Origin of the sequence: Pseudomonas sp. CAU 1711 (genome assembly GCF_039888625.1) — a bacterium.
In the GTDB taxonomy this organism is placed as follows: domain Bacteria; phylum Pseudomonadota; class Gammaproteobacteria; order Pseudomonadales; family Pseudomonadaceae; genus Aquipseudomonas.
Window position 1 is genome coordinate 34,589 of the sequence record NZ_JBDQQT010000013.1, and the last position, 22,410, is coordinate 56,998.

25 protein-coding genes are annotated in these 22,410 nt (G+C 67.3%); 9 read left to right on the top strand and 16 right to left on the bottom strand.

Translation table 11 applies throughout. The features are described from left to right. Nucleotides 1-27 precede the first annotated feature (27 nt). From AAFN46_RS15425 to AAFN46_RS15435, 3 genes are read left to right on the top strand one after another with little or no spacing between them, the layout of a single operon-like run. A complete protein-coding gene (locus AAFN46_RS15425) occupies nt 28-690 on the top strand; it encodes a TetR/AcrR family transcriptional regulator (protein WP_347809577.1) in 663 nt (220 codons plus the stop codon). A gap of 31 nt (nt 691-721) precedes the next feature. After that, nucleotides 722-919 (top strand): hypothetical protein, encoded by a 198-nt coding sequence (locus AAFN46_RS15430; RefSeq protein WP_347809578.1) that lies wholly within the window; start codon nt 722-724, stop codon nt 917-919. A 6-nt stretch (nt 920-925) separates the two neighbouring features. Further along, entirely contained in the window at nt 926-1,117 is a 192-nt protein-coding gene (locus AAFN46_RS15435) for a hypothetical protein (protein WP_347809579.1), read from the top strand. 472 nt (nt 1,118-1,589) lie between these two features. On the opposite strand, the gene AAFN46_RS15440 is transcribed toward AAFN46_RS15435, so the two are convergent. The 4 genes from AAFN46_RS15440 to trxA form a co-directional block, all read right to left on the bottom strand. Then, nucleotides 1,590-2,378 (bottom strand): DNA-binding domain-containing protein, encoded by a 789-nt coding sequence (locus AAFN46_RS15440; RefSeq protein ID WP_347809580.1) that lies wholly within the window; start codon nt 2,376-2,378, stop codon nt 1,590-1,592. Then, nucleotides 2,369-3,202, bottom strand: coding sequence for a DUF692 domain-containing protein (locus AAFN46_RS15445; RefSeq protein ID WP_347809581.1), 834 nt, complete (start codon nt 3,200-3,202; stop codon nt 2,369-2,371). Before AAFN46_RS15445 ends, AAFN46_RS15440 begins: the two co-directional genes overlap by 10 nt. A 49-nt stretch (nt 3,203-3,251) precedes the next feature. Next, nucleotides 3,252-3,509: a hypothetical protein gene (locus AAFN46_RS15450; protein WP_347809582.1), complete on the bottom strand. Its 258-nt coding sequence runs from the start codon at nt 3,507-3,509 to the stop codon at nt 3,252-3,254. A 251-nt stretch (nt 3,510-3,760) separates the two neighbouring features. Next, complete coding sequence (gene trxA, locus AAFN46_RS15455) at nt 3,761-4,087, bottom strand: thioredoxin TrxA (protein WP_347809583.1); 327 nt, start codon at nt 4,085-4,087, stop codon at nt 3,761-3,763. Between the two features lie 207 nt (nt 4,088-4,294). Between trxA and ppx the strand changes: the two genes are divergently transcribed. Next, complete coding sequence (gene ppx, locus AAFN46_RS15460) at nt 4,295-5,794, top strand: exopolyphosphatase (protein WP_347809584.1); 1,500 nt, start codon at nt 4,295-4,297, stop codon at nt 5,792-5,794. A gap of 53 nt (nt 5,795-5,847) precedes the next feature. On the opposite strand, the gene dctM is transcribed toward ppx, so the two are convergent. The 5 genes from dctM to AAFN46_RS15485 form a co-directional block, all read right to left on the bottom strand. After that, entirely contained in the window at nt 5,848-7,131 is a 1,284-nt protein-coding gene (gene dctM, locus AAFN46_RS15465; RefSeq protein ID WP_347809585.1) for a C4-dicarboxylate TRAP transporter large permease protein DctM, read from the bottom strand. Further along, a complete protein-coding gene (locus AAFN46_RS15470; protein WP_347809586.1) occupies nt 7,128-7,760 on the bottom strand; it encodes a TRAP transporter small permease in 633 nt (210 codons plus the stop codon). The genes dctM and AAFN46_RS15470 overlap by 4 nt, the downstream gene beginning before the upstream one ends. A 100-nt stretch (nt 7,761-7,860) precedes the next feature. Then, nucleotides 7,861-8,850: a C4-dicarboxylate TRAP substrate-binding protein DctP gene (dctP, locus tag AAFN46_RS15475; protein WP_347809587.1), complete on the bottom strand. Its 990-nt coding sequence runs from the start codon at nt 8,848-8,850 to the stop codon at nt 7,861-7,863. 222 nt (nt 8,851-9,072) lie between these two features. Further along, entirely contained in the window at nt 9,073-9,471 is a 399-nt protein-coding gene (locus AAFN46_RS15480; RefSeq protein WP_347809588.1) for a YkgJ family cysteine cluster protein, read from the bottom strand. 400 nt (nt 9,472-9,871) lie between these two features. Continuing rightward, a complete protein-coding gene (locus AAFN46_RS15485) occupies nt 9,872-10,639 on the bottom strand; it encodes a YdhR family protein (RefSeq protein WP_347809589.1) in 768 nt (255 codons plus the stop codon). A 23-nt stretch (nt 10,640-10,662) separates the two neighbouring features. Between AAFN46_RS15485 and AAFN46_RS15490 the strand changes: the two genes are divergently transcribed. Next, nucleotides 10,663-11,358: a TetR/AcrR family transcriptional regulator gene (locus tag AAFN46_RS15490; protein ID WP_347809590.1), complete on the top strand. Its 696-nt coding sequence runs from the start codon at nt 10,663-10,665 to the stop codon at nt 11,356-11,358. 141 nt (nt 11,359-11,499) lie between these two features. On the opposite strand, the gene AAFN46_RS15495 is transcribed toward AAFN46_RS15490, so the two are convergent. The 3 genes from AAFN46_RS15495 to AAFN46_RS15505 all read right to left on the bottom strand — a co-directional run bounded on the left by AAFN46_RS15495 (nt 11,500) and on the right by AAFN46_RS15505 (nt 15,051). Further along, nucleotides 11,500-12,192, bottom strand: a complete 693-nt coding sequence (locus AAFN46_RS15495; protein ID WP_347809591.1) for a 3'-5' exonuclease — start codon at nt 12,190-12,192, stop codon at nt 11,500-11,502. Then, entirely contained in the window at nt 12,189-14,108 is a 1,920-nt protein-coding gene (locus AAFN46_RS15500; protein WP_347809592.1) for a putative nucleotidyltransferase substrate binding domain-containing protein, read from the bottom strand. The genes AAFN46_RS15495 and AAFN46_RS15500 overlap by 4 nt, the downstream gene beginning before the upstream one ends. Nucleotides 14,109-14,172: 64 nt before the next feature. Further along, complete coding sequence (locus AAFN46_RS15505; RefSeq protein ID WP_347809593.1) at nt 14,173-15,051, bottom strand: LysR substrate-binding domain-containing protein; 879 nt, start codon at nt 15,049-15,051, stop codon at nt 14,173-14,175. Between the two features lie 85 nt (nt 15,052-15,136). Here AAFN46_RS15505 and AAFN46_RS15510 point away from each other — a divergent pair, with 85 nt between their 5' ends. Then, entirely contained in the window at nt 15,137-16,180 is a 1,044-nt protein-coding gene (locus AAFN46_RS15510; RefSeq protein WP_347809594.1) for a nitronate monooxygenase, read from the top strand. Between the two features lie 42 nt (nt 16,181-16,222). Here the strand turns inward: AAFN46_RS15510 and AAFN46_RS15515 are convergent, their stop codons facing one another. The 3 genes from AAFN46_RS15515 to gpmI all read right to left on the bottom strand — a co-directional run bounded on the left by AAFN46_RS15515 (nt 16,223) and on the right by gpmI (nt 20,546). After that, the gene (locus tag AAFN46_RS15515; protein WP_347809595.1) at nt 16,223-17,533 is read right to left on the bottom strand and encodes a S41 family peptidase; all 1,311 of its coding nucleotides are present in this window, start codon (nt 17,531-17,533) and stop codon (nt 16,223-16,225) included. 41 nt (nt 17,534-17,574) lie between these two features. Beyond that, nucleotides 17,575-18,822, bottom strand: a complete 1,248-nt coding sequence (locus AAFN46_RS15520) for a murein hydrolase activator EnvC (RefSeq protein ID WP_347809596.1) — start codon at nt 18,820-18,822, stop codon at nt 17,575-17,577. Between the two features lie 188 nt (nt 18,823-19,010). Then, nucleotides 19,011-20,546 carry a 2,3-bisphosphoglycerate-independent phosphoglycerate mutase gene (gene gpmI, locus AAFN46_RS15525; RefSeq protein ID WP_347809597.1) on the bottom strand — a complete coding sequence of 512 codons (1,536 nt, stop codon included), beginning with the start codon at nt 20,544-20,546 and terminating at the stop codon, nt 19,011-19,013. 140 nt (nt 20,547-20,686) lie between these two features. Here gpmI and AAFN46_RS15530 point away from each other — a divergent pair, with 140 nt between their 5' ends. The 3 genes from AAFN46_RS15530 to secB are packed head-to-tail and all read left to right on the top strand — an operon-like array spanning nt 20,687 to nt 21,865. Then, complete coding sequence (locus AAFN46_RS15530; protein WP_347809598.1) at nt 20,687-21,100, top strand: rhodanese-like domain-containing protein; 414 nt, start codon at nt 20,687-20,689, stop codon at nt 21,098-21,100. A gap of 1 nt (nt 21,101) precedes the next feature. After that, a complete protein-coding gene (gene grxC / locus AAFN46_RS15535) occupies nt 21,102-21,356 on the top strand; it encodes a glutaredoxin 3 (RefSeq protein ID WP_347809599.1) in 255 nt (84 codons plus the stop codon). 35 nt (nt 21,357-21,391) lie between these two features. Next, nucleotides 21,392-21,865, top strand: a complete 474-nt coding sequence (secB, locus tag AAFN46_RS15540) for a protein-export chaperone SecB (RefSeq protein WP_347809600.1) — start codon at nt 21,392-21,394, stop codon at nt 21,863-21,865. A 39-nt stretch (nt 21,866-21,904) separates the two neighbouring features. On the opposite strand, the gene trmL is transcribed toward secB, so the two are convergent. Further along, entirely contained in the window at nt 21,905-22,366 is a 462-nt protein-coding gene (gene trmL, locus AAFN46_RS15545; RefSeq protein ID WP_347809601.1) for a tRNA (uridine(34)/cytosine(34)/5-carboxymethylaminomethyluridine(34)-2'-O)-methyltransferase TrmL, read from the bottom strand. Between the last annotated feature and the right edge of the window lie 44 nt (nt 22,367-22,410).

The following is a 22,410-nucleotide window of genomic DNA, read 5'->3' on the forward strand; positions in this document are numbered from 1 at the left end:
CGTGCAAGTGCCCCAGCGAGGCGAACCATGGCCCCGAAGAACAAGACCCGCGAGCGCATCGTCGAAGCCAGCCTGGAGCTGTTCAACGCCCAGGGCGAGCGCAACGTGACCACCAACCATATCGCCGCCCACCTGGGCATGTCGCCGGGCAACCTGTACTACCACTTCCGCAACAAGCAGGCGATCATCGCCGAGCTGTTCGCCCAGTACGAGGACCGGGTCGACGCCTTCCTGCGCCTGCCCGAGGGGCGCGTGCTGACGGTGGCCGACAAGACCTTCTACCTGCAGGCGCTGCTCGCGGCCATGTGGCACTACCGCTTCCTGCACCGCGACCTGGAGCACCTGCTGGAGAGCGACGAGGCACTGGCCGAGCGCTACCGGGCCTTCGCCCGCCGCTGCCTGCAGGCTGCCGCCGGCATCTACCGCGGCTTCGTCGCCGCCGACATCCTGGTCATGGACGAGCAGCAGATTGAGGCGCTGACCCTCAACAGCTGGATCATCCTCACCTCCTGGGTGCGTTTCCTCTGCACCGTGCAGAGCAACCCCGGCGACCTCAGCGAGGAACAGTTGCGTCGTGGCATCTACCAAATCCTGGCACTGGAAAGCGGATACCTGACCCGCGACGCCGTGCCGGCCGTGCAGGCCCTGCAGCACAAGCTGCACGTACCGCTGGAGCGCATCCTTCAGTAGCCCCCTGCTTCAGGCGGTGCAGCAGCCGGTGATGCTGTTCCTCCAGGCGTTGCCTGACCCGCGGGTCCTGTACCTGCCGGATCAACTCCGCCAGGGCCTCCAGGCCGGCTACCCGGACCGCCCTGCCGTGCTCGAGCGCGTGTTCAACTCGCGCTACTGGGGCCGCTCGGTGGCCTTTCAGGCGGTATCGCGCTGGTTGCGCGGGCAGTCGATCCCCTCTCAGGAATAGTTTCAGGTGTTCGCCGAAAGGCTGGGCGTCGAACCGCAGGCGCTGCGCTTCGGCAACGACGCGGTCAATCAGAGGGGAAGCGGGCGCGCTTGGAAGACCCCCGCGCACTACCAGGATCGTGCGACCATCGAGGCCTTCCTGGCTCTGCCGGTGGCGCAGCGCAAGAAGCATTCTGGCGTTCGCCAGGGCCGGCGATGAAGCGCTGATTGAGGCGTGTGGGCCTCGGGAACGGGGCTGTCCCCTAAGAAATCCTTGTGGAAGTAGCTCTGTTCTCGCCCTTTCATCGCCTCACAATCAGTGGCCGATAAGCCCAGGCGCCGCCCATTGCCTAGTCGGTGTGCCCGCCTGAAATCTAGGGGATCAGCCAGGATCTCGCTGTTTGGGAATGTAGGGGTATGCTGCTACTGATTGCGCGATGATCAGTGGGAGTGGATCAAGGAATTACTCCTGGGTAAATCCAGCGACGAGGCTATCCAGTACCAGGGGATGAGGCGGTCATTCCCTCCCCAAAACATCGTCTGGAACCTCGTCAGCTGGATCGATATCTCTACAGGACAGCAATTTGATCGAGCGTTATTTCCAGAAGCAGAAGCAATTCCGTCGGATCGCGGCCCGATATGAGCGGCTGGCTAAGAGTAACCAGTTGATACCCAGTCTCGTATCAGCCGACCTATGGCTTGTCTGCTTTCTGCAGCAGGCCGTCCTGCAGCCACTGCTTGAGCCAGCCGGCGGCCAGCGCCGGGGCCCGCTCGCCGGCCTGCGCGGCCAGCCGCTCGCACAACTCGGCGAAGGTGGCGCCGGCCAGCATGGCCTGCAGCGCCGCCGCCTCGTCGGCGGCCAGGGCGCGGTAGCGGCAGACCAGTTCCTGACGCCATACCAGGCACAGTTCTTCCTGCGCCAGCGCCCGGCTGTCGGGCAGTTCCGTGCCGGCCTTGGCCGCGCGCCACAGGGCCAGGCTGTTGTGCCGGCAGGCCAGGCGCTGCAGGCTGGGGTGCGCCGCCACGCGCAGCCGCGGCCAGGCGTCGGCGGGTAGCGCGGCCATGTCCGCCAGGCTCAGCGGCGCGGCGTCGGCGGCGTCGAAGGCCAGGGTGAAGGCCCATTCCAGGCGGGCCAGCTCGGCCAGCGGTGCGGCCTGCTCGGCCACCAGGTAGGCCTCGAGGAAGCTCGCCAGGTCGCGTCCCAGCCAGCGCAGGCTGAAATGGCTGGGCGGGTGGGCGTTGAGATAGGCGCGCAGCAGGTCGTCGAACTGGTCATCGCCGAGCCAGGCGTGCAGGGTCGGGTAGTCGCCGCGCAGGGTCTCCAGCAGGCGGGCGCGGTAGGCGTTGTGGTAGATGCGCAGGCCGCCCGCGCCGCTCAGCGTGGGGCCGTCGCGCAGTTGTGGCAGCAGCGCCTGCATGGCCTCGGCGTCCTCGCCCAGCAGGTAGCTTTCCAGTTGCAGCTGCCAGTCGTTCAGGCGCATTGGCGGGCCTCCAGTGCGCGGGCGGCGAGCTGGCGGGCGTGCTTTAGCTCGTCTAGCAGCTCGTCCAGCGGCGGCATGTGGTCGTCGCGTTCGAGCAGGGTGGAGACCGGGCCCAGGCGCTCCAGGGTGCGCTGGTAGAGCTGCCACACCGGGTCGGCCACAGGGTGGTCGTGGGTGTCGATCACGTAGTCGCCGTAGTCGCTGTGCCCGGCCAGGTGCAGCTGGCGGATGCGCTCCGGCGGCAGCGCGCAGATGAATTCCCAGGGGTCGAAGCCGTGGTTGCGCGAGCTGACGTAGACGTTGTTGACGTCGAGCAGCAGCTGGCAGCCGCTCTCGCCGCTGAGCGCGGCGAGAAAATCCCACTCGCTCAGGGTCGAGCTGCTCGGCAGCACGTAGCTGGACAGGTTTTCCAGCACCAGCGGGCGTTCGAGGATGTCCTGCACCTGGCGCACGCGGTCGGTGAGGTAGGTCAGGCTCTCCTCGTTGTACGGCAGTGGCAGCAGGTCGTGCAGCTGGTGGGCGCTGCCGCGGGTCCAGCACAGGTGGTCGGAGACCCAGGCCGGTCGTACCCGGTCGATCAGTCGTTTTAGGCGTTGCAGGTAGTCGCGATCCAGCGCGTGCGGGCCGCCGATCGACAGCGACACGCCGTGCATCACCAGCGGGTAGTGCTCGGCGATGGCGTCCAGGTAATAGAGGGCCTTGCCGCCGTCGACCAGGTAGTTCTCGGAGATGATCTCGAACCAGTCCACCGCCGGGCGCCGGTCGAGAATCTCCTGGTAGTAGTCACTGCGCAGACCAAGGCCGTGACCGAGATAGCTTGGCATAGTCGCTCCCGATGAAAGGGCGGGCCGAACCGGCCCGCCGGGCGTTCACTCACTCCTTGGCGGTGCCGCCTGCCGTGTTGCACTCGGCGAGGGTCATCAGCTTGAAGCCGTGGCCCTTGCAGGAGCCCTGGCCCTTGCAGGCGTTCTCGGCGGTCTTGCAGTCGTTCTGGCCCTTGCACGAGGTGACCCCGTAGCAATGGATCATGGCTTCCTCGGCGACCACCTGGGTCGGCAGGCTGGCGAACAGGCCGGCGGCGGCGAGGGCCAGGGCGGCACCGGTCAGGGTGGGGGCAGTCTTCTGAGTCATGTCGGTTTCCTCTTGATCGATGGGCCGGCCAGATGCCGGACAACTTACTAGAGTAGCCTCGTGCCTTCAGGTTACAGCTGATGGGAAAAATCTTTGCTCCCCCGCCTTTGCCGGCGCTGGTCACCTGCGCAACGCTGGCCGGCGCCTGGCGGTTATCGAGCGTGCGAAGGTGTGGCCCCTGAAACGAAAACACCCTGCGAAGGGGGCTTCGCAGGGTGTTTGGGGGCGCCTGGAGGAATCCGGGCGGCGCCTCAGATGTTGGCGTCGAGGAAGGCGGCCAGTTGCGACTTGGACAGGGCGCCGACCTTGGTGGCCTCGACGTTGCCGTTCTTGAACAGCATCAGGGTCGGGATGCCGCGCACGCCGAACTTCGGCGGGGTTTCCGGGTTCTCGTCGATGTTCAGCTTGCAGACTTTCAGCTTGCCGGCATAGGTCTGGGCGATCTCGTCCAGCACCGGGGCGATCATCTTGCACGGGCCGCACCACTCGGCCCAGTAGTCGACCAGGACCGGGCCCTCGGCCTTGATCACGTCGTCTTCGAAGCTGGCGTCGCTGACGTTGCTGATGAAATCGCTCATGTACGGTCTCCGTGAATCGGAAGCTGAAAAGTGGCGCCATGATAGCCCGCCTAGGCCCATGCCGAAAGCCGCTCTCCATTGAGCTTGACTATCAATGGATTTGATACGGCCGATGAAAGACTACGGCATCCCGGCCCGGACGGTTAACATGCAGCAGAATTTGCAGCGTCCGTCAGGATGCCCGTGTTTCGCCAAGGGACTTCAGCCATGCCCAACACCGCCAAGCAGTTTCCCCTGATCGCCGCCATCGACCTCGGTTCGAACAGCTTCCACATGGTGCTGGCCAAGGCCGACCACGGCGAGATCCGCATCCTCGAGCGGCTCGGCGAGAAAGTTCAGCTGGCTGCCGGCCTGGACGACGAGCGCATGCTCAGCGAGGAAGCCATGCAGCGCGGCCTGGACTGCCTGCGTCGCTTCGGCCAGCTGATCCAGGGCCTGCCCAAGGGCGCGGTGCGCATAGTCGGTACCAACGCCCTGCGCGAGGCGCGCAACCGCGCCGAGTTCATTCGCCGCGCCAACGAGCTGCTCGGCCACCAGGTGGAGGTGATCTCCGGCCGCGAGGAGGCGCGCCTGATCTATCTGGGCGTGTCGCACAGCATCGCCGACACTCCCGGCAAGCGCCTGGTGGTGGACATCGGCGGCGGCAGCACCGAGTTCATCGTCGGCCAGCGCTTCGAGCCGCTGCTGCGCGAGAGCCTGCAGATGGGTTGCGTCAGCTACACCCAGCGCTATTTCAAGGACGGCAAGATCACCCCGGCGCGCTACGCCCAGGCCTATACGGCCGCGCGCCTGGAGCTGATGAACATCGAACAGGGCCTGCAGCGCCTGGGCTGGCAGGAGGCGGTGGGCGCCTCCGGAACCATCCGCGCGGTGGGCCTGGCGATCAAGGCCGGCGACCTGGGCAAGGGCGAGATCAATCCCGAGGGCCTGGCCTGGCTCAAGCGCAAGATGCTCAAGCTGGGCGAGGTGGACAAGCTGGACATCGACGGCATCAAACCGGACCGCCGACAAATCTTCCCCGCCGGCCTGGCCATCAGCGAGGCCATCTTCGACGCCCTCGACCTGCAGCGCATGGATCATTCCGAGGGCGCCCTGCGCGAGGGCGTGCTGTACGACCTGCTCGGCCGCCATCACCACGAGGACGTGCGCGAACGCACCCTGGGCGCGCTGATGGAGCGCTACCACGTCGACCTGCTGCAGGCCGCGCGGGTCGAGGCCAAGGCCCTGCAGGCCCTGGAGCTGGTGGCCGAACTCTGGCAGCTGAATCAGGACTGGCACCGCGACCTCCTGCAATGGGGCGCGCGGGTGCACGAGATCGGCCTGGACATCGCCCACTACCAGTACCACAAGCACGGTGCCTACCTGATCGAGCACTCCGACCTGGCCGGCTTCTCCCGCCGCGACCAGCTGATGCTGGCCCTGCTGGTGCGTGGCCACCGGCGCAACATCCCCAAGGATCGCTTCGCCGAGTTCGGCGAGGATGGCGTGCAGCTGCTGCGCCTGTGCGTGCTGCTGCGCTTCGCCATCCTCTTCCACCATATCCGCGGTACCCAGGAAATGCCCAAGGTACAGATGCAGGCCGGCCCGCAGAGCCTGGACCTGACCTTCCCCACGGGTTGGCTGGAGGCCAACCCGCTGACCCAGGCCGACTTCGAGCAGGAAGCCACCTGGCTGAACCGCATCGGCTTCAGCCTGAGCGTGCGCTGAGCGAAAAAAGCCCGGCACTGGGCCGGGCGCAAGCTTGCTGGAGCGGTGTCGTCTCAGCTGATGCCGATCCAGTTGGGCAGGGCCAGGGAGATCCAGGGCACGTAGGTGACCAGGATCAGGAAGCTCAGCAGCAGCATCAGCCAGGGCAGCGCCGCGCGGATGGTGGCGGTCAGCGGCATGCCGGTCACCGCCGAGGTGACGAACAGGTTGAGCCCCACCGGTGGGGTGACCAGGCCGATCTCCAGGTTGACCACCATGATGATGCCTAGGTGGATCGGGTCGATGCCCAGCTCCATGGCGATGGGGAAGAGGATCGGCGCCAGGATCAGGATGATCGCCGAGGGCTCCATGAAGGCGCCGGCGATCAGCAGCACGATGTTGACCATCAAGAGGAAGGTGACAGGCGTCAGGCCCGCCTCCAGCGCCCAGGCGGTGATCTGCTGCGGCAGCTGTTCGGTGGTCAGCACATGGGCGAACAGCATGGCGTTGGCGATGATGAACATCAGCATGATGGAGAGCTTGGCCGACTCCAGCAGCACCCTGGGCAGCTCGCCCACGCGCATATCCTTGTACACGAACAGGGCGATGAAGCCGGAGTAGACCGCCGCCACGGCCGCCGCCTCGGTCGGGGTGAACATGCCGCTGTAGATGCCACCGAGGATGATCACCATCAGCAGCAGGCCCCAGATCGCCTTGCGTGCTGCACCGATCCATTCACGGAAGCTCGCGCGTGGCAGGGCCGGCAGGTTCTTCTTCACCGCGACTATGTAGATCGCCACCATCAGCGCCACGCCGAGCAGTACGCCCGGCACTACGCCGGCCATAAACAGCTTGCCCACCGAGGTCTCGGTGGCCGCGGCGTACACCACCATGACGATGGACGGCGGAATCAGGATGCCCAGGGTACCGGCGTTGCACACGATGCCGGCGCCGAAGGCCTGCGGGTAGCCGGAGCGCACCATGCCGGCGATGGCGATGGAGCCGACCGCCGCCACCGTGGCCGGCGACGAGCCGGACAGCGCGGCGAACAGCATGCAGGCCAGCACCGCGGCGATCGCCAGGCCGCCACGGATATGGCCGACGCAGGCATTGGCGAAGTCGATCAGGCGCCGCGCCACGCCGCCGGTGGTCATGAAGGCGCCGGCCAGGAGGAAGAACGGAATCGCCAGCAATGTGTAGTGCTCGCTGGTCTCGAACAGCTTGATCGCCAGCGAGCGCACCGAGTCGGGGCTGAACAGCATGATGGTCAGCGAGCCGGCCAGGCCTAGGGAGATGGCGATGGGCACGCCGATGAACATCAGCAGGAACAGCAGCAGGAAGAGGAACAGGACGGTCATGGCTTGTGCTCCTCGTGCTCGGTCAGCTTGACGGCCTCGGCCGCCTCGTCGGCCAGGCCCAGGCCGGTCTGCTGGCCGCGCAGGATGCGCAGCAGGATCTCGGCGAAACGGATGAATACCAGGGCGAAACCGAGCGGCACGATCAGGCCGATGTGCCACTGCATGATGCCGAAGTGGCCCAGGTCCTCGGCGCCGATGGCGGCCCTGAACAGGGTCTGGATCCACTCGAAGCTGGCCACGCTGAGCAGCCCGGCGTAGCCCAGGCAGCACAGGCAGGCGATCACCCCGATGACGCGCTGGATGTGTTTGGGCGCCAGCTTGACCAGGGCGTCCACGCCGATATGTCCGGCGGTGCGCACGCCGTAGGACAGGCCGAAGAAGATCAGCCAGGCGAACAGCGCCTTGGTCAGGGCGTTGCTCCAGGTCATGGCCTGGGCGCCGGCGAGAATAGTGTCGCCGATGGCGAACAGGCTGTCGCTGGCGCCCTCGAAACGGTCGGCCAGCTCGTAGAACAGGGTGTAGAGGTTGTTGAGGATGACGTAGACGAAGGTCACCAGCGTCATGGCCCCCAGCAGGAAGGCGATGAAGCCCTCCTCGAAGTGGTCCCAGGCGCGCCGCAAGGCATTCATAGCGTGTTCTCCAGCGTGATGGAAAAGACCCCGCGACTGGCGATCTGCGGGGTCTCTGGTTGCGGGCGTGCGCCCGCAACGCGGGTGGCTCGGGCCACTCTTACTGGTTGGCGGCCTCGGCGGCCTTGATCAGGTCGGCGCCGATCTCGCCCTCGAACTTCTGCCACACCGGCTTCATCGCCTCGCGCCAGGCGTCGCGCTGCTCCGGGGTCAGGCTGAGGATCTCGGTGGTCTTGGCGTCGAGGATGCGCTGCTTGTCGCCCTGGTTCAGCGCGTCGGCCTGCTTGTTCACCTCGGCGGTGACCTCGACCACGATCTTGCCCAGCTCGCTGCGCACGTCTTCCGGCAGGCCGTTCCAGAACTCGGTGTTGGTGATCAGCATGTAGTCGAGCAGGCCGTGGTTGGACTCGGTGATGTACTTCTGCACCTCGTGCATCTTCTGGCTGTAGATGTTCGAGTAGGGGTTCTCGGCGCCGTTGACCACGCCAGTCTGCAGGCCCTGGTAGACCTCGGCGAAGCTCATCTTGCGCGGGTTGGCGCGCACCGCCTTGAACTGCTCCTCGAGTACAGCGGAAGCCTGCACACGGAACTTCAGGCCACGGGCGTCCTTGGGTTCGAGCAGCGCCTTGTTCGCCGACAGCTGCTTCAGGCCGTTGTGCCAGTAGGCCAGGCCGGTGATGCCCTTGGATTCCATGGAGGTCAGCAGCTGCTGGCCCTGCGGGCTCTGCTGGAAGCGGTCGACCGCGGCCATGTCATCGAACAGGAAGGGCAGGTCGAACACCTGCAGCTGCTTGGTGTACTGCTCGAACTTGGCCAGCGACGGGGCGATGATCTGCACGTCGCCGAGCAGCAGCGCCTCCATCTCCTTGCCGTCGCCGAACAGCGAGGAGTTCGGGTAGACCTCGACCTTGACCTTGCCGGCCAGGCGCTCCTCGGCGAGCCGCTTGAACATCAGGGCGCCCTGGCCTTTCGGCGTGCTGTCGGCGACCACGTGGGAGAACTTGATGATAATCGGATCGGCGGCCTGGGCCAGGCTGGAAATGCCGAAGGACAGGGCGCAGGCGAGCGCCATGGCAGTCTGCTTGAACATGCGGAGTGATCCTTTGTTGTGATTGTAAGGACGAAGCGCGCCGCGTTCGGCTCCCCTGTCACTCTAGTCGGAGCTGAACGTTACGCAGTCGGGAAAGGGTGTTTGCAACCCGGATGCCAGCCTTCGCCCAGGCTGGAAGGCCCGTGTGGCGGGCCTGCGAGGAAATGCGCTGGCGGTTTTTCGCCAAATCGCTGAGTTTGCCTGGCGGAATACCGCCAGCGCTTACTGCTGCTTCGGCCGCCAGGCGCAGTAGCCCGGACGCGGGCCGATGCGCGGATGGTTGCGGCAGGTGTCCGGGCGCTTGTCGTAGACGGTGCACAGGCGGGTCTTGCGATCCAGGTACATGCAGTCGTCGTTGCTCATGCGCGTCAGGGTGAAGATGCCGGACTTCTGGTTGAAGCGCTCGATCAGGCCTTCCTTCTGCAGACGCTTGGCGATGTTCTTCGGCGGTTCGCCACGCTCGAACTCGTCGACCACGCCGAGGCGGATCAGGTCGGCGATGCGCACCTCCACCGGCATGGTGCAACAGGTCGACATGCAACTGGTGCACATGTCCTTGTTGTACTTGGTCCAGGTCTCGACGCGGTCGATTTCGGCGGCGGCGATCAGTTGCGGTCTCATGGCGTGCTCGGTGGCGCGGGGCGGGCGCGCGATGATAACGGCCACGCCGGCTTTGTGAAGCCTTTCCCGCTCGGCGGCCGTGTAGGTTTCGGCTTACATGGCGCACCTGTGATCTCCGCTACCGCCCGGCAGGGGGCAAGATTAAATTGCCACTCAAGGACTTAGCGCAGGAAGCGCATCAGAACAGCACGGATATCAAGGATGCTTCGCCAGGACGGCGCAGCGATCACGGACGTCGGAACCAGTCTGCAGAACCCCGCAATCGCGGGGTTTTTCTTTTTCTGCGTTCGGCGCGATAGCAACCGCGCGCCGCCCCTCCATCGCCTAGCCTCCGCTCATAAAGTTGGAGAGCGCGGTGAGCGGGACAACCCGGCCTGGGCCGGGTTGCCCTGGCGTCAGCTCATGGGTAATACGGGGAATTCATTTCTCGGCTGGCCGCCTCGGTGGGGCCCGCATCGAACACCCGGGTGTAGAACGCGGCATGCAGTTTCGCCGCCTCGCTCGGGAAGTAGTCCAGCGCGAATTTGCGCGCGTTCTCGACGCTGTCGAAGGCATACAGGCCGCCTGGCGTGCCGGTGTGCAAGCCGGACAGCCAGGTCTTCGACAGCAGGCCCGGCTGCTGCTTGAGGATGGGGTCGAGCTCGCGCCAGGGCGCCATCCGGTCGAATGGCACGGCATGCAGTTGCACCTCCGTGTAGACGAAGGCGCCGGGTTTCATGCTGGGCTTGCCGGCATGGTGCACGGAGTTCATGTCGCGGCTGGCGTTCTCGCTGGCCGCCGCGGCGAAGATGCGGGTGGTCTGGGCCGCGCCAAAGGCTCGGGCCTCGGCGGGAAAGTAGTCGATGACGAATTTCTCGGCGTTGGCGAGCGAGTCGAAGGTGTAGAAACCGCCGGCCGAATGGTTGCCCACCCCCGCCAGCCAGGTCTTGTTGATGAAGCCGGGCTGTTTCCTGATGGCCTCGTTGATACGCGCCCATGGCACCTCGGCGAAGGGCACGGAGAGCTGCAGTTCGGTATACACATAGGCTTGCTGATTCATGCTTGCTTCCTTGGCGTCTGGTCGTTCTTCGGCGGCGAGATTGAGGATGCCTGCGGTCGCCAGGATGGCGGCCTTGGCCGTGAGTTTCAGTGCGGTGACCGCATGGCGGGCTGCAGCCGTTCTGCGCATTTTTCGTATCCCTTCGTGGTAGAGTGGCGATCGCTGAAATAACGATCGTTATCTACAATCAAATAACGATCTATATTTGTCAATCGGTAAATAACGACTCCTATTTAGAGGGTGCGATGCGACACAAGGGCGTGAACAAGGACGAGACCCGGCGCAAGGTGATCGAGGCGGTGAGCCGCGGCTTTCGCAGGCACGGCTATGCGGGTGTCGGCGTGGACAGGCTGGCCAAGGACGCGGGGGTCACCTCGGGGGCGTTCTACGCCAATTTCGGTTCGAAGAGCGGGGCCTTCGAGGTGGCGCTGGCGCTGGGGCTCGATGAAGTCATCGAGGGCGTGCCGCGCTTTCAACGCGAGCATGGCGCGGGCTGGGTGCAGGCGTTCACTGGCTACTACCTGGGCAAGGCGCATCGCGAGGACCGCGAGTGTGGTTGCGCCATGGCGGCTCTGACGCCGGAGGTAGCACGCGCCGATGCCGAGCTCCGGCAGGCTTTCGAGGACAAGATGACGCTGATCGCCGAGCTGATCGCCCGTGGCCTGGACTGCGCGAGCGCCGAGCAGGGGCATGCGCGGGCCTGGGCCCTGCTCGGTGTGCTCATCGGCGGGTTGAACATGGCGCGCGCGCTGCGCAGCGATGCGGCCGTCGACGGCGTGGTGCGCGCGATCGAAGCGGCGGCGCTGCAGGCCGCGGGCCCTGGGCGGGCAGTGGCCGACTCGGATTAGCTGGTGTGGAGCTGCCGAGCGCCGGCGGTTCGGGTAAGCGCTCCGCTGGCGCATGTTGGCAAGCGCAAGCCGGAGACTGCGGCAGTCCCGCTAAGGGGAGCTTTGCATCGAGAATGTTTCGAGCTCGGCTGAGCCCCGCCGTCACAGCGAATGCGCCAGCTGCCGGCGGCGTCGTGCCTGGCAGCGCTGCTGCAGCTCGGCCAGGCTGTCCAGGCCCTGGCGCCGGGCCCTGCTGAACAGGATCAGGCTCAGCTCGGCGGTGGCCAGGGCATCGGCGCTGGCGTGGTGACGTTCGCTGGCCTGCAGGTGGAAGTGCCGCAGCCAGTCGTCCAGGCCGCGCAGCGGCGGCGCCTCGGGGCAGAGCAGGGGCGCCAGCTCGGCGACGTCGAGGAAGGGTGGCAGCAGGCGGTAGCCCAGCCGTTCGCGCAGCGCGCGCTGCAGCATGTGGCGGTCGAAGGCGGCGTGGAAGGCCAGCAGCGGGCTGTCGCCGACGAACTCCATGAACGCCAGCAGCGCCTCGGCCGGCTCGCGCCCGGCGGCGACGGCGCTGGGCGCGATGCCGTGGATCAGGGTGCTGGCGCCGGCGCGGTGACCGGCCTGGTGCAGGGTGCACTCGAACTGCTGGGCCAGGTCGATGGCGCCGTCCTCGATGGCCACCGCGCCGATGGCCAGCAGCTGGTCGCGCTGCAGGTTCAGGCCGCTGGTCTCCAGGTCGAGCACCACCAGGCGCTGGCAGGCGATCGGCCGCTCGCTCAGCGGCCTGGGTGCACGCAGTCCGGCGCAGCGCCGATCGCAGGGCGGTGCCTGGCGCAGCCAGGCGAGCATGCGCTTCATAGCTGATACCTCAGGCTCAGGCTGGCCTGCAGGCGCTGGGCCTGGCGGAAGGACTCGCGCAGGATGCGCCGGTCCAGCTGGTTGAGGCTGTCCGGATCGAGGCGGTTGGAGAAGGCCAGACCCTGGCCCGCCTGCTGCTGGTGCAGCTGCAGGCGGGTCTGCTGGATGAAGTGGTAGGCCTCCTCGAAGGCCGCGCCGTCCTGGGCATCGATCACGCCCAGGCGTACCAGCTCGGCGAAGCGGCGCAGGGTGTTGGTCTCGTCGATGCCGTGGGCCAGGGCCAGCAGGCGCGCGCCGTCGACGAAGGGGGTGAGGCCCTCGACCTTGAGGTCGAGGGTGTGCTTCTCGGTGCCTTTGCGTGCCACCACGAAGTCGCGCAGGCGCCCCAGCGGCGGGCGGTGCTGCAGGGCGTTGGCCGCCAACATGCGCTGGAAGATGCTGTTGCCGACGATGTCGGCGAACAGCTGGCGGCGCAGCTGCGCGCAGCCATCCTCGCTACCCCAGACTACGCGCAGGTCGAAGTAGATGCTCGAACCCAGCAGGTGCTCTGGGGTGGCTTCGCGCACGAAGCCGGCGAAGCGGCGTGCCCATTCGCGCCGCGACAGGCACAGCTCGGGGTTGCCGGCCATGATCTCGCCGCGGCACAGGGTGAAGCCGCACTCGGCCAGGCGCTGGTTGATCCGTCGTGCGCGCGGTAGCAGCAACTGGCGGATGCGCTCGGCCTCCTCGGCGCTGTCGGCCTCGAACAGGATGCCGTTGTCCTGGTCGGTGTGCAGGGTCTGCTCGCGGCGCCCCTCGCTACCGAAGCACAGCCAGGCGAAGGGCACGCCCGGGTCGCCCAGTTCCTCCAGGGTCAACTCGATCACCCGGCACACGCAGTGGTCGTTGAGCAGGGTGATCAGCTGGGTGATCTGCGTGGAGCTGGCGCCGTGGGCCAGCATGCGCTCGACCAGCAGGCGGATGTCGCTGCGCAGCGCCACCAAGGTCTCGATGCGCCCGGCATGGCGGATGGTGCGCGCCAGATGCACCAGGTCGACGCGCTGCAGGGAGAACAGGTCGCGCTCGGAGACCACTCCGACCAGGCGGTCCTGCTCCACCAGGCAGACATGGGCGATGTGCCGCTCGGTCATCGCCAGGGCGGCGTCGAAGGCCGTGGCCTGCGGCGGCAGATGGAAAGGGTGCTGGGTCATCAGCGCGCCGATCGGCTGCTCCAGCGATTCGCCGGCGGCCACCACCCGGCGCAGGTCGCGCAGGGTGAAGATGCCTTCGGCGCGCCACTGCTCGTCGACGACGACGATGCTGCCGACGTGCTGCTCGTGCATGCGCCTCACGGCCTCGCGCAGCGGCGTCGCCGCGGCGCAGGCGACCGGCTGCTGCAGGGCCAGCTCGCGCAGCGGCGTGTCCAGCGAATACTGCGCGCCGAGGTTCTCGGCGGCGCGCAGCTGCACCTGCTGGTTGACCTGGTCGAGCAGGCTGGACACGCCGCGCAGGGCGAAGTCGCGGAACGGTGTGCACTGACCGAACAGGCGCACGAAGGCGTCCTTGCCCAGCAGCAGGCAGAAGGTGTCCTCGCCGGCCAGGTGCTCGGTGCGGGTGGCGCGCTCGCCGAGCAGGGCGGCCAGCGGGAAGCACTCGCCGCCGGCGATCTCGAAGGTGGTCTCGCTGCCGCGCCGCGCCGAGTGTGGACGTTCGCCCACCACCAGGCCCTGCTTGACGATGTAGAAGTGCTGCACCGGACCATCGGCGGGGCTGAGGATGCTCTCGCCGGTGGCGTAGAAGCGCAGCTGGCAGTGCTCGACCAGATAGGCCAGCTGGGCGTTGTCCATCTGGTTGAACGGCGGGTACTTGCGCAGGAACTCCATGGTGCCGTGGATATTCTGCAGTACGGCCGTCTTGCCGGTGTCGGTGTGGGGCATGGGCGTTCCGCGGTGCGCGATCCTTGCCCCATGGTAGCCGGCCGACGCCATCGCGCCATTGGACCTAGGTCGCAGCGCGCAGGCGCTCCTGCCAGGCGAGGAAGGCCGGCGCGCGGTAGCCGCGGCGCCATACCAGCAGGGTGTCCACCTCGGCGAGCGGCAGCTGGCGCAGCGCCGGGGGCTGGCGCTGCAGTTCCAGCAGGACGCGCGGCACCACGCCGACGCAGGCGCCGGCGGCGACGCAGGCGAGGATGGCGTGATAGGAGCCGACCTCCTGCACGCGCAACGGCGCACCGCTCTGGCGCAGCCAGGCCTCGCCGAGCTGCCGGTAGCTGCAGCCGAGGGCGAAGCCGGCGAGGGTACGGGGTTGCACGTCCGCCGGGCTCGTCACCGGCGGGTGGTCGGTTGGCAACAGCAGCAACAGTTCCTCGCGGAACAGCGCCTCGCCCTGCAGCCCCTCATCCAGCGCCTCGCTGGTCCAGCGCCCGTCCTCCAGGCGCCCCGGGCTGGCGATCAGCGCGCAGTCCAGGCGGCGTTCGAGCACGCCGGCGAGCAGCGCCTGGCTGGTGCCGGTGTGCACCTGCAGGTCCACCTGCGGGTGGCTGCGGTGGAAGCCGGCCAGCGGTGCCGGCAGGCGCGTGGCCGCGCTGCTCTCCATGCTGCCCAGGCGCAGGGCGCCGGCCGGTTGCTGCGGATGCAGCGCCTGGCGCGCCTCGTCGGCCAGGGCCAGCAGCTGCTCGGCGTAGGCGAGGAAGGCGCGGCCCTGTTCGGTGAGCAGCATGCGCTTGCCTGCGCGCAGGAACAGACAGGCGTCGAGCTCCTGCTCCAGTTGCTGGATGCGCGTGGTGACGTTGGACTGCGCCCGCTGCAGGTTCTGCGCGGCGCGGGTCACGCTCTGTTCCAGGGCGACGGCGCGGAAGATGGCGAGGCTGGTGAGATCCATGGGCTTCTATAAATCTCTATTTGAGAATAAAGTGATTTTAATAATCATGAATTAAGATTTATCGGTCAATTCCGCGGAGGTTTCCATGACGTCGCTGTGCGCCCTGCTCGGCATTCGCCATCCGATCATCCAGGCGCCCATGGTCGGCGTTTCCACGCCGGCGCTGGCCGCCGCGGTGTCCGCCGCCGGCGGCCTGGGTTCGCTGGGGCTGGGCGCTAGCACCCCGGCCCAGGCCCACGAGCTGGTCGAGCAGACGCGCGCGCTGGGGAGCGGGCCGCTCAACCTCAACCTGTTCTGTCACCGTCCGGCCGCTGCCGATGCGGCCCGCGAGGAACGCTGGTTGGCGCGGCTACGACCCTGGTTCGCGGAGTTCGGCGGCGAGCCGCCGGCGCAGCTGCGCGAGATCTATCGCAGCTTCCTGGACGACGCGCCCATGTTCGAGCTGCTGCTGGAGCTGCGCCCGGCGGTGGTCAGCTTCCATTTCGGCCTGCCGCCGCAGGCCTGGATCGAGGCGCTGAAGGCCGCCGGCATCCGCCAGTTGGCCTGCGTCACCACGCCGGGCGAGGCGCGCCTGGCCGAGGCGGCCGGGGTCGACGCGCTGGTTGCCCAGGGCATCGAGGCCGGCGGCCATCGCGGCGTGTTCGAGCCGGAGAGCGGCGATGTCGGCCTCGGCACCCTGGCCTTGGTGCGCCTGCTGGCGCAGCAGTCGCGCCTGCCGATCATCGCCGCCGGCGGCATCATGGACGGTGCCGGTATTCGTGCCGCCCTGGCCCTGGGCGCGGCCGGGGTGCAGCTGGGCACCGCCTTCGTGCTGTGCCCGGAGTCGGCCGCCAACGCCGCCTACCGCGCCGCGCTGCGCAGTGATCGGGCCGCGCGCACCGAGATCACCGCGAATATCTCCGGGCGCCCGGCACGCGGCCTGCCCAACCGCCTGTACGGCGATCTCGGCGTGGCCGCACCGGACTACCCGATCTGCTACGACGCGGCCAAGGCCCTGCATGCGCTGGCCAGCGCCCGCGGTTGCCACGACTTCGCCGCGCACTGGGCCGGGCAGGGCGCGCCGCTGGCCCGCGAGCTGCCGGCGGCCGAGTTGCTGGCGACGCTGGTGGCGGAAATGGGCTGGGCATGAAAAACCCGGGCTCGCCCGGGTTTTTCGTTTCTGCTGCCGGCCTCAGTCGCCGCGGGTGACGTTGAGCCCCTTGAGCAGGTTGAGTGCCTGGCTCAGCTGGTAGTCCTCGTCCTGTGGGCGCGGCGCATTTTTCTGCTTGCCGTTGCTCGGCTTGTCCGCGCCGCCGTTGCCGTTGCCCAGGTGGCCGGCCAGGTCGGCCTCCTTGACCAGCTCGCCGTCCGCCTCGCGGGTGACCTTGGCGCGGGCCACCTCGATGTCCGGCTCGATGCCCTGGGCCTGGATCGAGCGGCCGTTGGGGGTGAAGTAGAGCGCGGTGGTCAGCTTCAGGGCGCGGTCGTTGTTCAGCGGCAGCACGGTCTGCACCGAGCCCTTGCCGAAGCTGTCGGTGCCCATCAGCACGGCGCGCTTGTGGTCCTGCAGGGCGCCGGCGACGATCTCCGAGGCCGAGGCGCTGCCGCCGTTGATCAGCACCACCAGCGGCACGCCCTCGCTGGCGTCGGCCGGGTCGGCGTTGAAACGCAGCTCGGAGTTGGCGATGCGGCCCTCGGTGTAGACGATCAGACCCTTCTTGAGGAAGTGGTCGGAGACCTCCACTGCCGCCTGCAGCACGCCGCCGGGGTTGTTGCGCAGGTCCAGCACCAGCCCCTTGAGCTTCTTGCCGTTGTCCTTGCGCAGCTTGTTCAGCGCCTTGCCGACGTCCTCGCCGGTGTTGATCTGGAACTGGGTGATGCGGATCAGGCCGTAGCCGTCGTCGAGCAGCTGGCTCTTCACGCTCCTGACCTTGATCACCGCGCGGGTCAGCTCGACGTCGAAGGGGCGGCCGCCCTCGCGCACCAGGGTCAGGGTGATCTTGCTGCCGGCCTTGCCGCGCATCTTGTCCACTGCCTCCATCAGCGACAGGCCCTTGGTCGGCTGGCCGTCGATCTTGACGATCAGATCGCCCGGCTGAATGCCGGCCTTGGAGGCGGGGGTATCGTCGATCGGCGACACCACCTTGACGAAGCCGTCCTCGGTGCCGACCTCGATGCCGAGGCCGCCGAACTCGCCGCTGGTGCTCTCCTGCAGCTCGGCGAAGGCCTCCGGCTCCAGATAGGCGGAGTGCGGGTCGAGGTTGCTGAGCATGCCCTTGATGGCGTTCTCCAGCAGGGTCTTGTCGTCCACCGGCTCCACATAGGCGGCCTTGATGCGGTCCATCACCTCGGCGAAGGTGCGCAGCTCGTCCAGCGGCAGCGGCGCCTTGCCGCTGGCCGTGGCGGCAGGCGCCTCGGCGGCTTCGGCGGCCAGCAGGGCGGGACTGCCGAGGAGCAGGCCGAGGGCCAGGGCGATGGGGGTGAGGCGACGGAAATGCTGCATGTGAACTCCCAGAGGTGAGGTGGCGCCGACAGCCGTGGCTGTCATCCCTGCGCGCGGCACCATTGTGCGGGGTCGCTCGGGCGGCCCTGCTGGCGAATGGCGAAGTACAGCGCCGGCATGTCCTGGCCGCCGCTGGTGCCGACGGTGGCGATGGCCTCGCCGGCCTCGACCAGATCGCCGGCATCCTTGAGCAGGCTCTGATTGTGGCCGTACAGGCTGAGATAGCCGTTGCCATGGTCGAGGATGACCAGAAGGCCGGCGCCGCGCAACCAGTCGGCGAACACCACGCGGCCGCCGTGCACCGCATGTACCTGGCTGCCGGCGGCGGCGCCGATCAGCACGCCGTCCCACTTGGTGCGGGCGTCGCCGCCACGCGGCGAACCGTAGCGGGCCACCAGGCGGCCGTCGACCGGCCAGGGCAGCTTGCCCTTGGCCTTGGCGAAGGGGCCGCCGAAGCCGGCGCCGGCGCTGGACACGCTCGGCCCCAGCGGCAGCGGGCGGCTGGCCGGGTTGCGCGCCAGTTCGGCCTGCTGCGCGGCCAGACGGCGCGCCTCTTCGGCCTCGCGCGCCTGGCGGGCGAGGGTCTCCTCGATGGTCTTGAGCAGGCGCGTGAGCTGTTCCTGCTCCTGCTGGCGTGCCTTGAGCTTGCGGTCGCCAGCGCCGTACTGCCGGTTGAGCTTGGCCAGGGCCTGCTGGCGTTCCTTGCGCGCGGCGGCGAGCTGCTCCCTGCGCTTGTCCAGGGCGGTCTTCTGTGCCTTCAGCTGGGCCTGCCGCTCGTTGATCTCGCTTTCCACATTGGCCAGCTGGCGCAGGGTCTCGTTGAAGGCCTCGAGCTGTTCGACCCGGGCCCTGCCCAGATAGTCGTAGTAGCTCAGGGTGCGCGAGAAGCGCTCGGGCTGCTGCTGGTTGAGCAGCAGGCGCAGGGGCTCCTGCTGGCCGCTCTGGTAGGCGGCGCGGGCCTGGATGGCGATCAGGCGCTGCTGTTCAAGGCGCGATTGCTGGAGTTTTTTTTTCTCGCTGTCGAGGCGCTCGAGCTCTTCTTCGCTCTTCTTCAGCTCGCCTTCCAGGCCGTTGACCTGCTTCTGCAACTGGCCCATCTCGGTCTCGCTGCGCTGCAGCTCCTTCTGCACCCCGGATTTCTCCTGCTGCAGCTTTTCCAGCAGTTTCTTCAGCTCGGCCACGTCGGCACGGGCGGCTTCCAGCTGCTTCTGGGTTTCGGCCTTGTCGTCGGCCAAGGCCGGGGCGATCAGGCAGGGCAGGAGGGCGGCGAGGACGAGGGCGCGGAACATGGGCGATGCGGCACCGGGTGCGGGGGACAGCCTAGTATGCCTAAAAAGCGGCGACAAGCTACAAGCGGCAAGCCACAAGGAGAAAAGCTCGATGTGGTTTGTAGCGCGGGGCCACACTGATCGAGCTTGCGGCTTGCGGCTTGCGGCTTGCGGCTTGCGGCTTGCGGCTTGCGGCTTGCGGCTTGCAGCTATTGCAGTTCGACTATGGTCTTGCCGGTCATCTCTGCCGGCACCGGCAGGCCCATCAGGGTCAGCAGGGTCGGCGCCACGTCGGCCAGCACGCCGCCGGCGCGGATGCGCGCCGGGCGTTTACCGACATAGATGAAGGGCACCGGCTCGCAGGTGTGGGCGGTGTGCGCCTGGCCGGTGCACTCGTCCTCCATCTGCTCGACATTGCCGTGGTCGGCGGTGATCAGCGCTTCGCCGCCGACCTTGTCCAGCGCCGCGACGATGCGGCCCATGCAGCCGTCGAGGGTCTCCACGGCCTTGACCGCGGCTTCGAACACGCCGGTATGGCCGACCATGTCGCCATTGGCGTAGTTGACCACTATCACGTCATAGCGCTGCTGTTCGATGGCCTCGACGATCTTGTCGGTGACTTCCGGCGCGCTCATCTCCGGCTTGAGGTCGTAGGTGGCGACGTCGGGCGAGGGGATCAGGATGCGCTCTTCGCCGGCGAAGGGCTCCTCGCGGCCGCCGGAGAAGAAGAAGGTGACGTGGGCGTACTTCTCGGTCTCGGCGATGCGCAGCTGGGTCTTGCCGTGCTTGGCCAGGTATTCGCCGAGCACGTTGGTCAGCGCCTCCGGTTTGAACGCGCTGGGCGCCGGGATGCTGGCGGCGTACTGGGTCAGCATGACGAAGCCGGCCAGCTGCGGCACGCGCTGGCGCTCGAACTCCTTGAACTCGGCCTCGACAAAGGCTCGCGTGAGTTCCCGTGCGCGATCGGCGCGGAAGTTCATGAACACCACGGCGTCGCCGTCCTCGACCTTGACCGGTTGGCCTATGGTGGTGGCCTTGACGAACTCGTCGCTCTCGCCGCGTGCGTAGGCGGCGCTCAGCCCTTCAACGGCGCTGGCGGCATTGAACTCGCCCTGACCCTCGACGATCAGGTGGTAGGCCTGCTCGACGCGGTCCCAGCGGTTGTCGCGGTCCATGGCGAAGTAGCGCCCGGTGAGGCTGGCGATGCGGCCCTTGCCGAGCCTGGCGAAAGTGGTGTCGAGCAGCTCGATGGACGGCTGCGCGCTCTTCGGCGGAGTGTCGCGGCCGTCGAGGAATGCGTGCAGGTAGATCTTCTCGGCGCCGCGGCGGGCGGCCAGTTCGGCCATGGCCACCAGATGGTCCTGATGGCTGTGCACGCCGCCGTCGGAGAGCAGGCCGAGGATATGCACGGCCTTGCCGGCGCCAACCGCCTTGTCCACCGCCCGGGTGATCTCGACATTGTCGAAGAACTCGCCGTCGCGGATCGCCTTGGTCACCCGGGTGAAGTCCTGGTACACCACACGGCCGGCGCCGAGGTTCATGTGGCCCACTTCCGAGTTGCCCATCTGCCCGTCCGGCAGGCCCACGTCCATGCCGCTGCCTGAGATCAGGCCGTGCGGATAGGTGGCGCGCAGCTGGTCGTAGACCGGGGTGCTGGCCGCGTGGATGGCGTTGTACTCGGGGCTGTCGCTGTGGCCGAAGCCGTCGAGGATGATCAGGACCAGGGGTTTGGGCGTGGCGCTCATGTAAAGCCGGCTCGCTATGGGTGATCAAAAAGGTCGCGCATTTTACCGGCGATAGGCCTTGGCGTCACCGCCGGGCGGGGCTTGGCCGACCTGTGGGGCTGTGTATACTGGCCGCCATTTTAAGGCTTTGGAACCTCGCGATGCTGGCCCAACTGATTGAATTCGCCACTAATCACTATGCCTTGAGCGGCACTTTTGCCGTGCTGCTGGTGCTGCTGATCGTCACCGAGCTGCGCAAGGGCGGCCAGAGCCTGACGAGCGCTCAGCTGACCGCGCTGGTCAACAGCGACCAGGGCCTGGTGCTGGATGTGCGCAATCACAAGGACTTCTCCGCCGGCCACATCGTCGACGCGCTGAACATCCCCTTCGACAAGCTGGCCAGCCGCCTGGCCGAACTGGAGAAGCACAAGGCCAAGACCATCATAGTGGTCGACGCCATGGGCCAGCATGCCGGCAGCGTCGCCCGCGACCTGAAGAAGGCCGGCTACACCGCCGCCAAGCTGGCCGGCGGCATCGCCAGCTGGCGCGGCGACAACCTGCCCGTGGTCAAGTGACATGCCCGAGGTGCTCGTCTACTCCAGCGCCTGGTGCCCCTACTGCATCCGCGCCAAGCAGCTGCTCAGCGCCAAGGGCGTGGCCTTTCGCGAGATCAGCGTGGACGGCCAGCCGCAAGTCCGTGCCGAGATGACCCGCAAGGCCGGGCGCACCTCGGTGCCGCAGATCTGGATAGGCGCCACTCATGTCGGCGGCTGCGACGATCTCTATGCCCTGGAGCGCGCCGGCCGGCTCGACGCGCTGCTGAGCGCCTGAACCCTCTCAGAAACCCCTGGATAAGAAGAACCGCCATGACCGAACAAGCGAACAACGGCGCCGCCCAGAGCAACGAAGGGCCGCAATTCTCCCTGCAGCGCATCTATGTGAAGGACCTGTCCTTCGAGGCGCCGAAGAGCCCGGAGATCTTCCGTCAGGAGTGGGCGCCGAGCGTGGGCCTGGACCTCAACACCAGGCAGAAGCAGCTGGAAGGCGACTTCCACGAGGTGGTGCTGACCCTGTCCGTGACCGTGAAGACCGGCGAGGAGATCGCCTTCATCGCCGAAGTGCAGCAGGCCGGCATCTTCCTGATCAAGGGTCTGGACGCCGCCTCCATGAGCCACACTCTCGGCGCCTTCTGCCCGAACATCCTGTTCCCCTATGCTCGCGAGGCGCTGGACAACCTGGTGATCCGCGGCTCCTTCCCGGCGCTGATGCTGTCGCCGGTGAACTTCGATGCCCTGTACGCGCAGGAGCTGCAGCGCCAGCAGCAGACCGCCGAGGCCTGAGGCGCGCCGCAGTGAAGAAACCGCCGCGAGGCGGTTTTTTTATGCGCCGGCGAAATCCAGCTGGCGCCAGCCCTCGTAGACCACCACGGCCACCGCGTTGGACAGGTTGAGGCTGCGACACTGCGGGCGCATCGGCATGCGCAGGCGCTGCTCGTCGGGGAAGCGGGCCAGCACCTCGGCCGGCAGGCCACGGCTCTCGGGGCCGAACAGGAGCATATCGCCCTCGCGGTAGGCGACCTGGGCGTAGCTGTGGCTGGCCTTGGTGGTGAACGCCAATATTCTGTCGGGCTGAACGGCTGTGATACAGTCATCCAGCGAGTGATGGCGTTTCAATGTCGCGTATTCGTGATAATCCAGGCCGGCGCGGCGCAGGCGCTTGTCGTCCAGTTCGAAGCCCAGCGGTTCGATCAGGTGCAGGTGGCAGCCGGTGTTGGCGCACAGGCGGATGATATTGCCGGTATTCGGTGGTATCTCCGGCTGAAATAGAACAACATGAAACATGGAGCGGGCTCGGTCGGGGCGTTACCCGGCATTCTACATGGAGC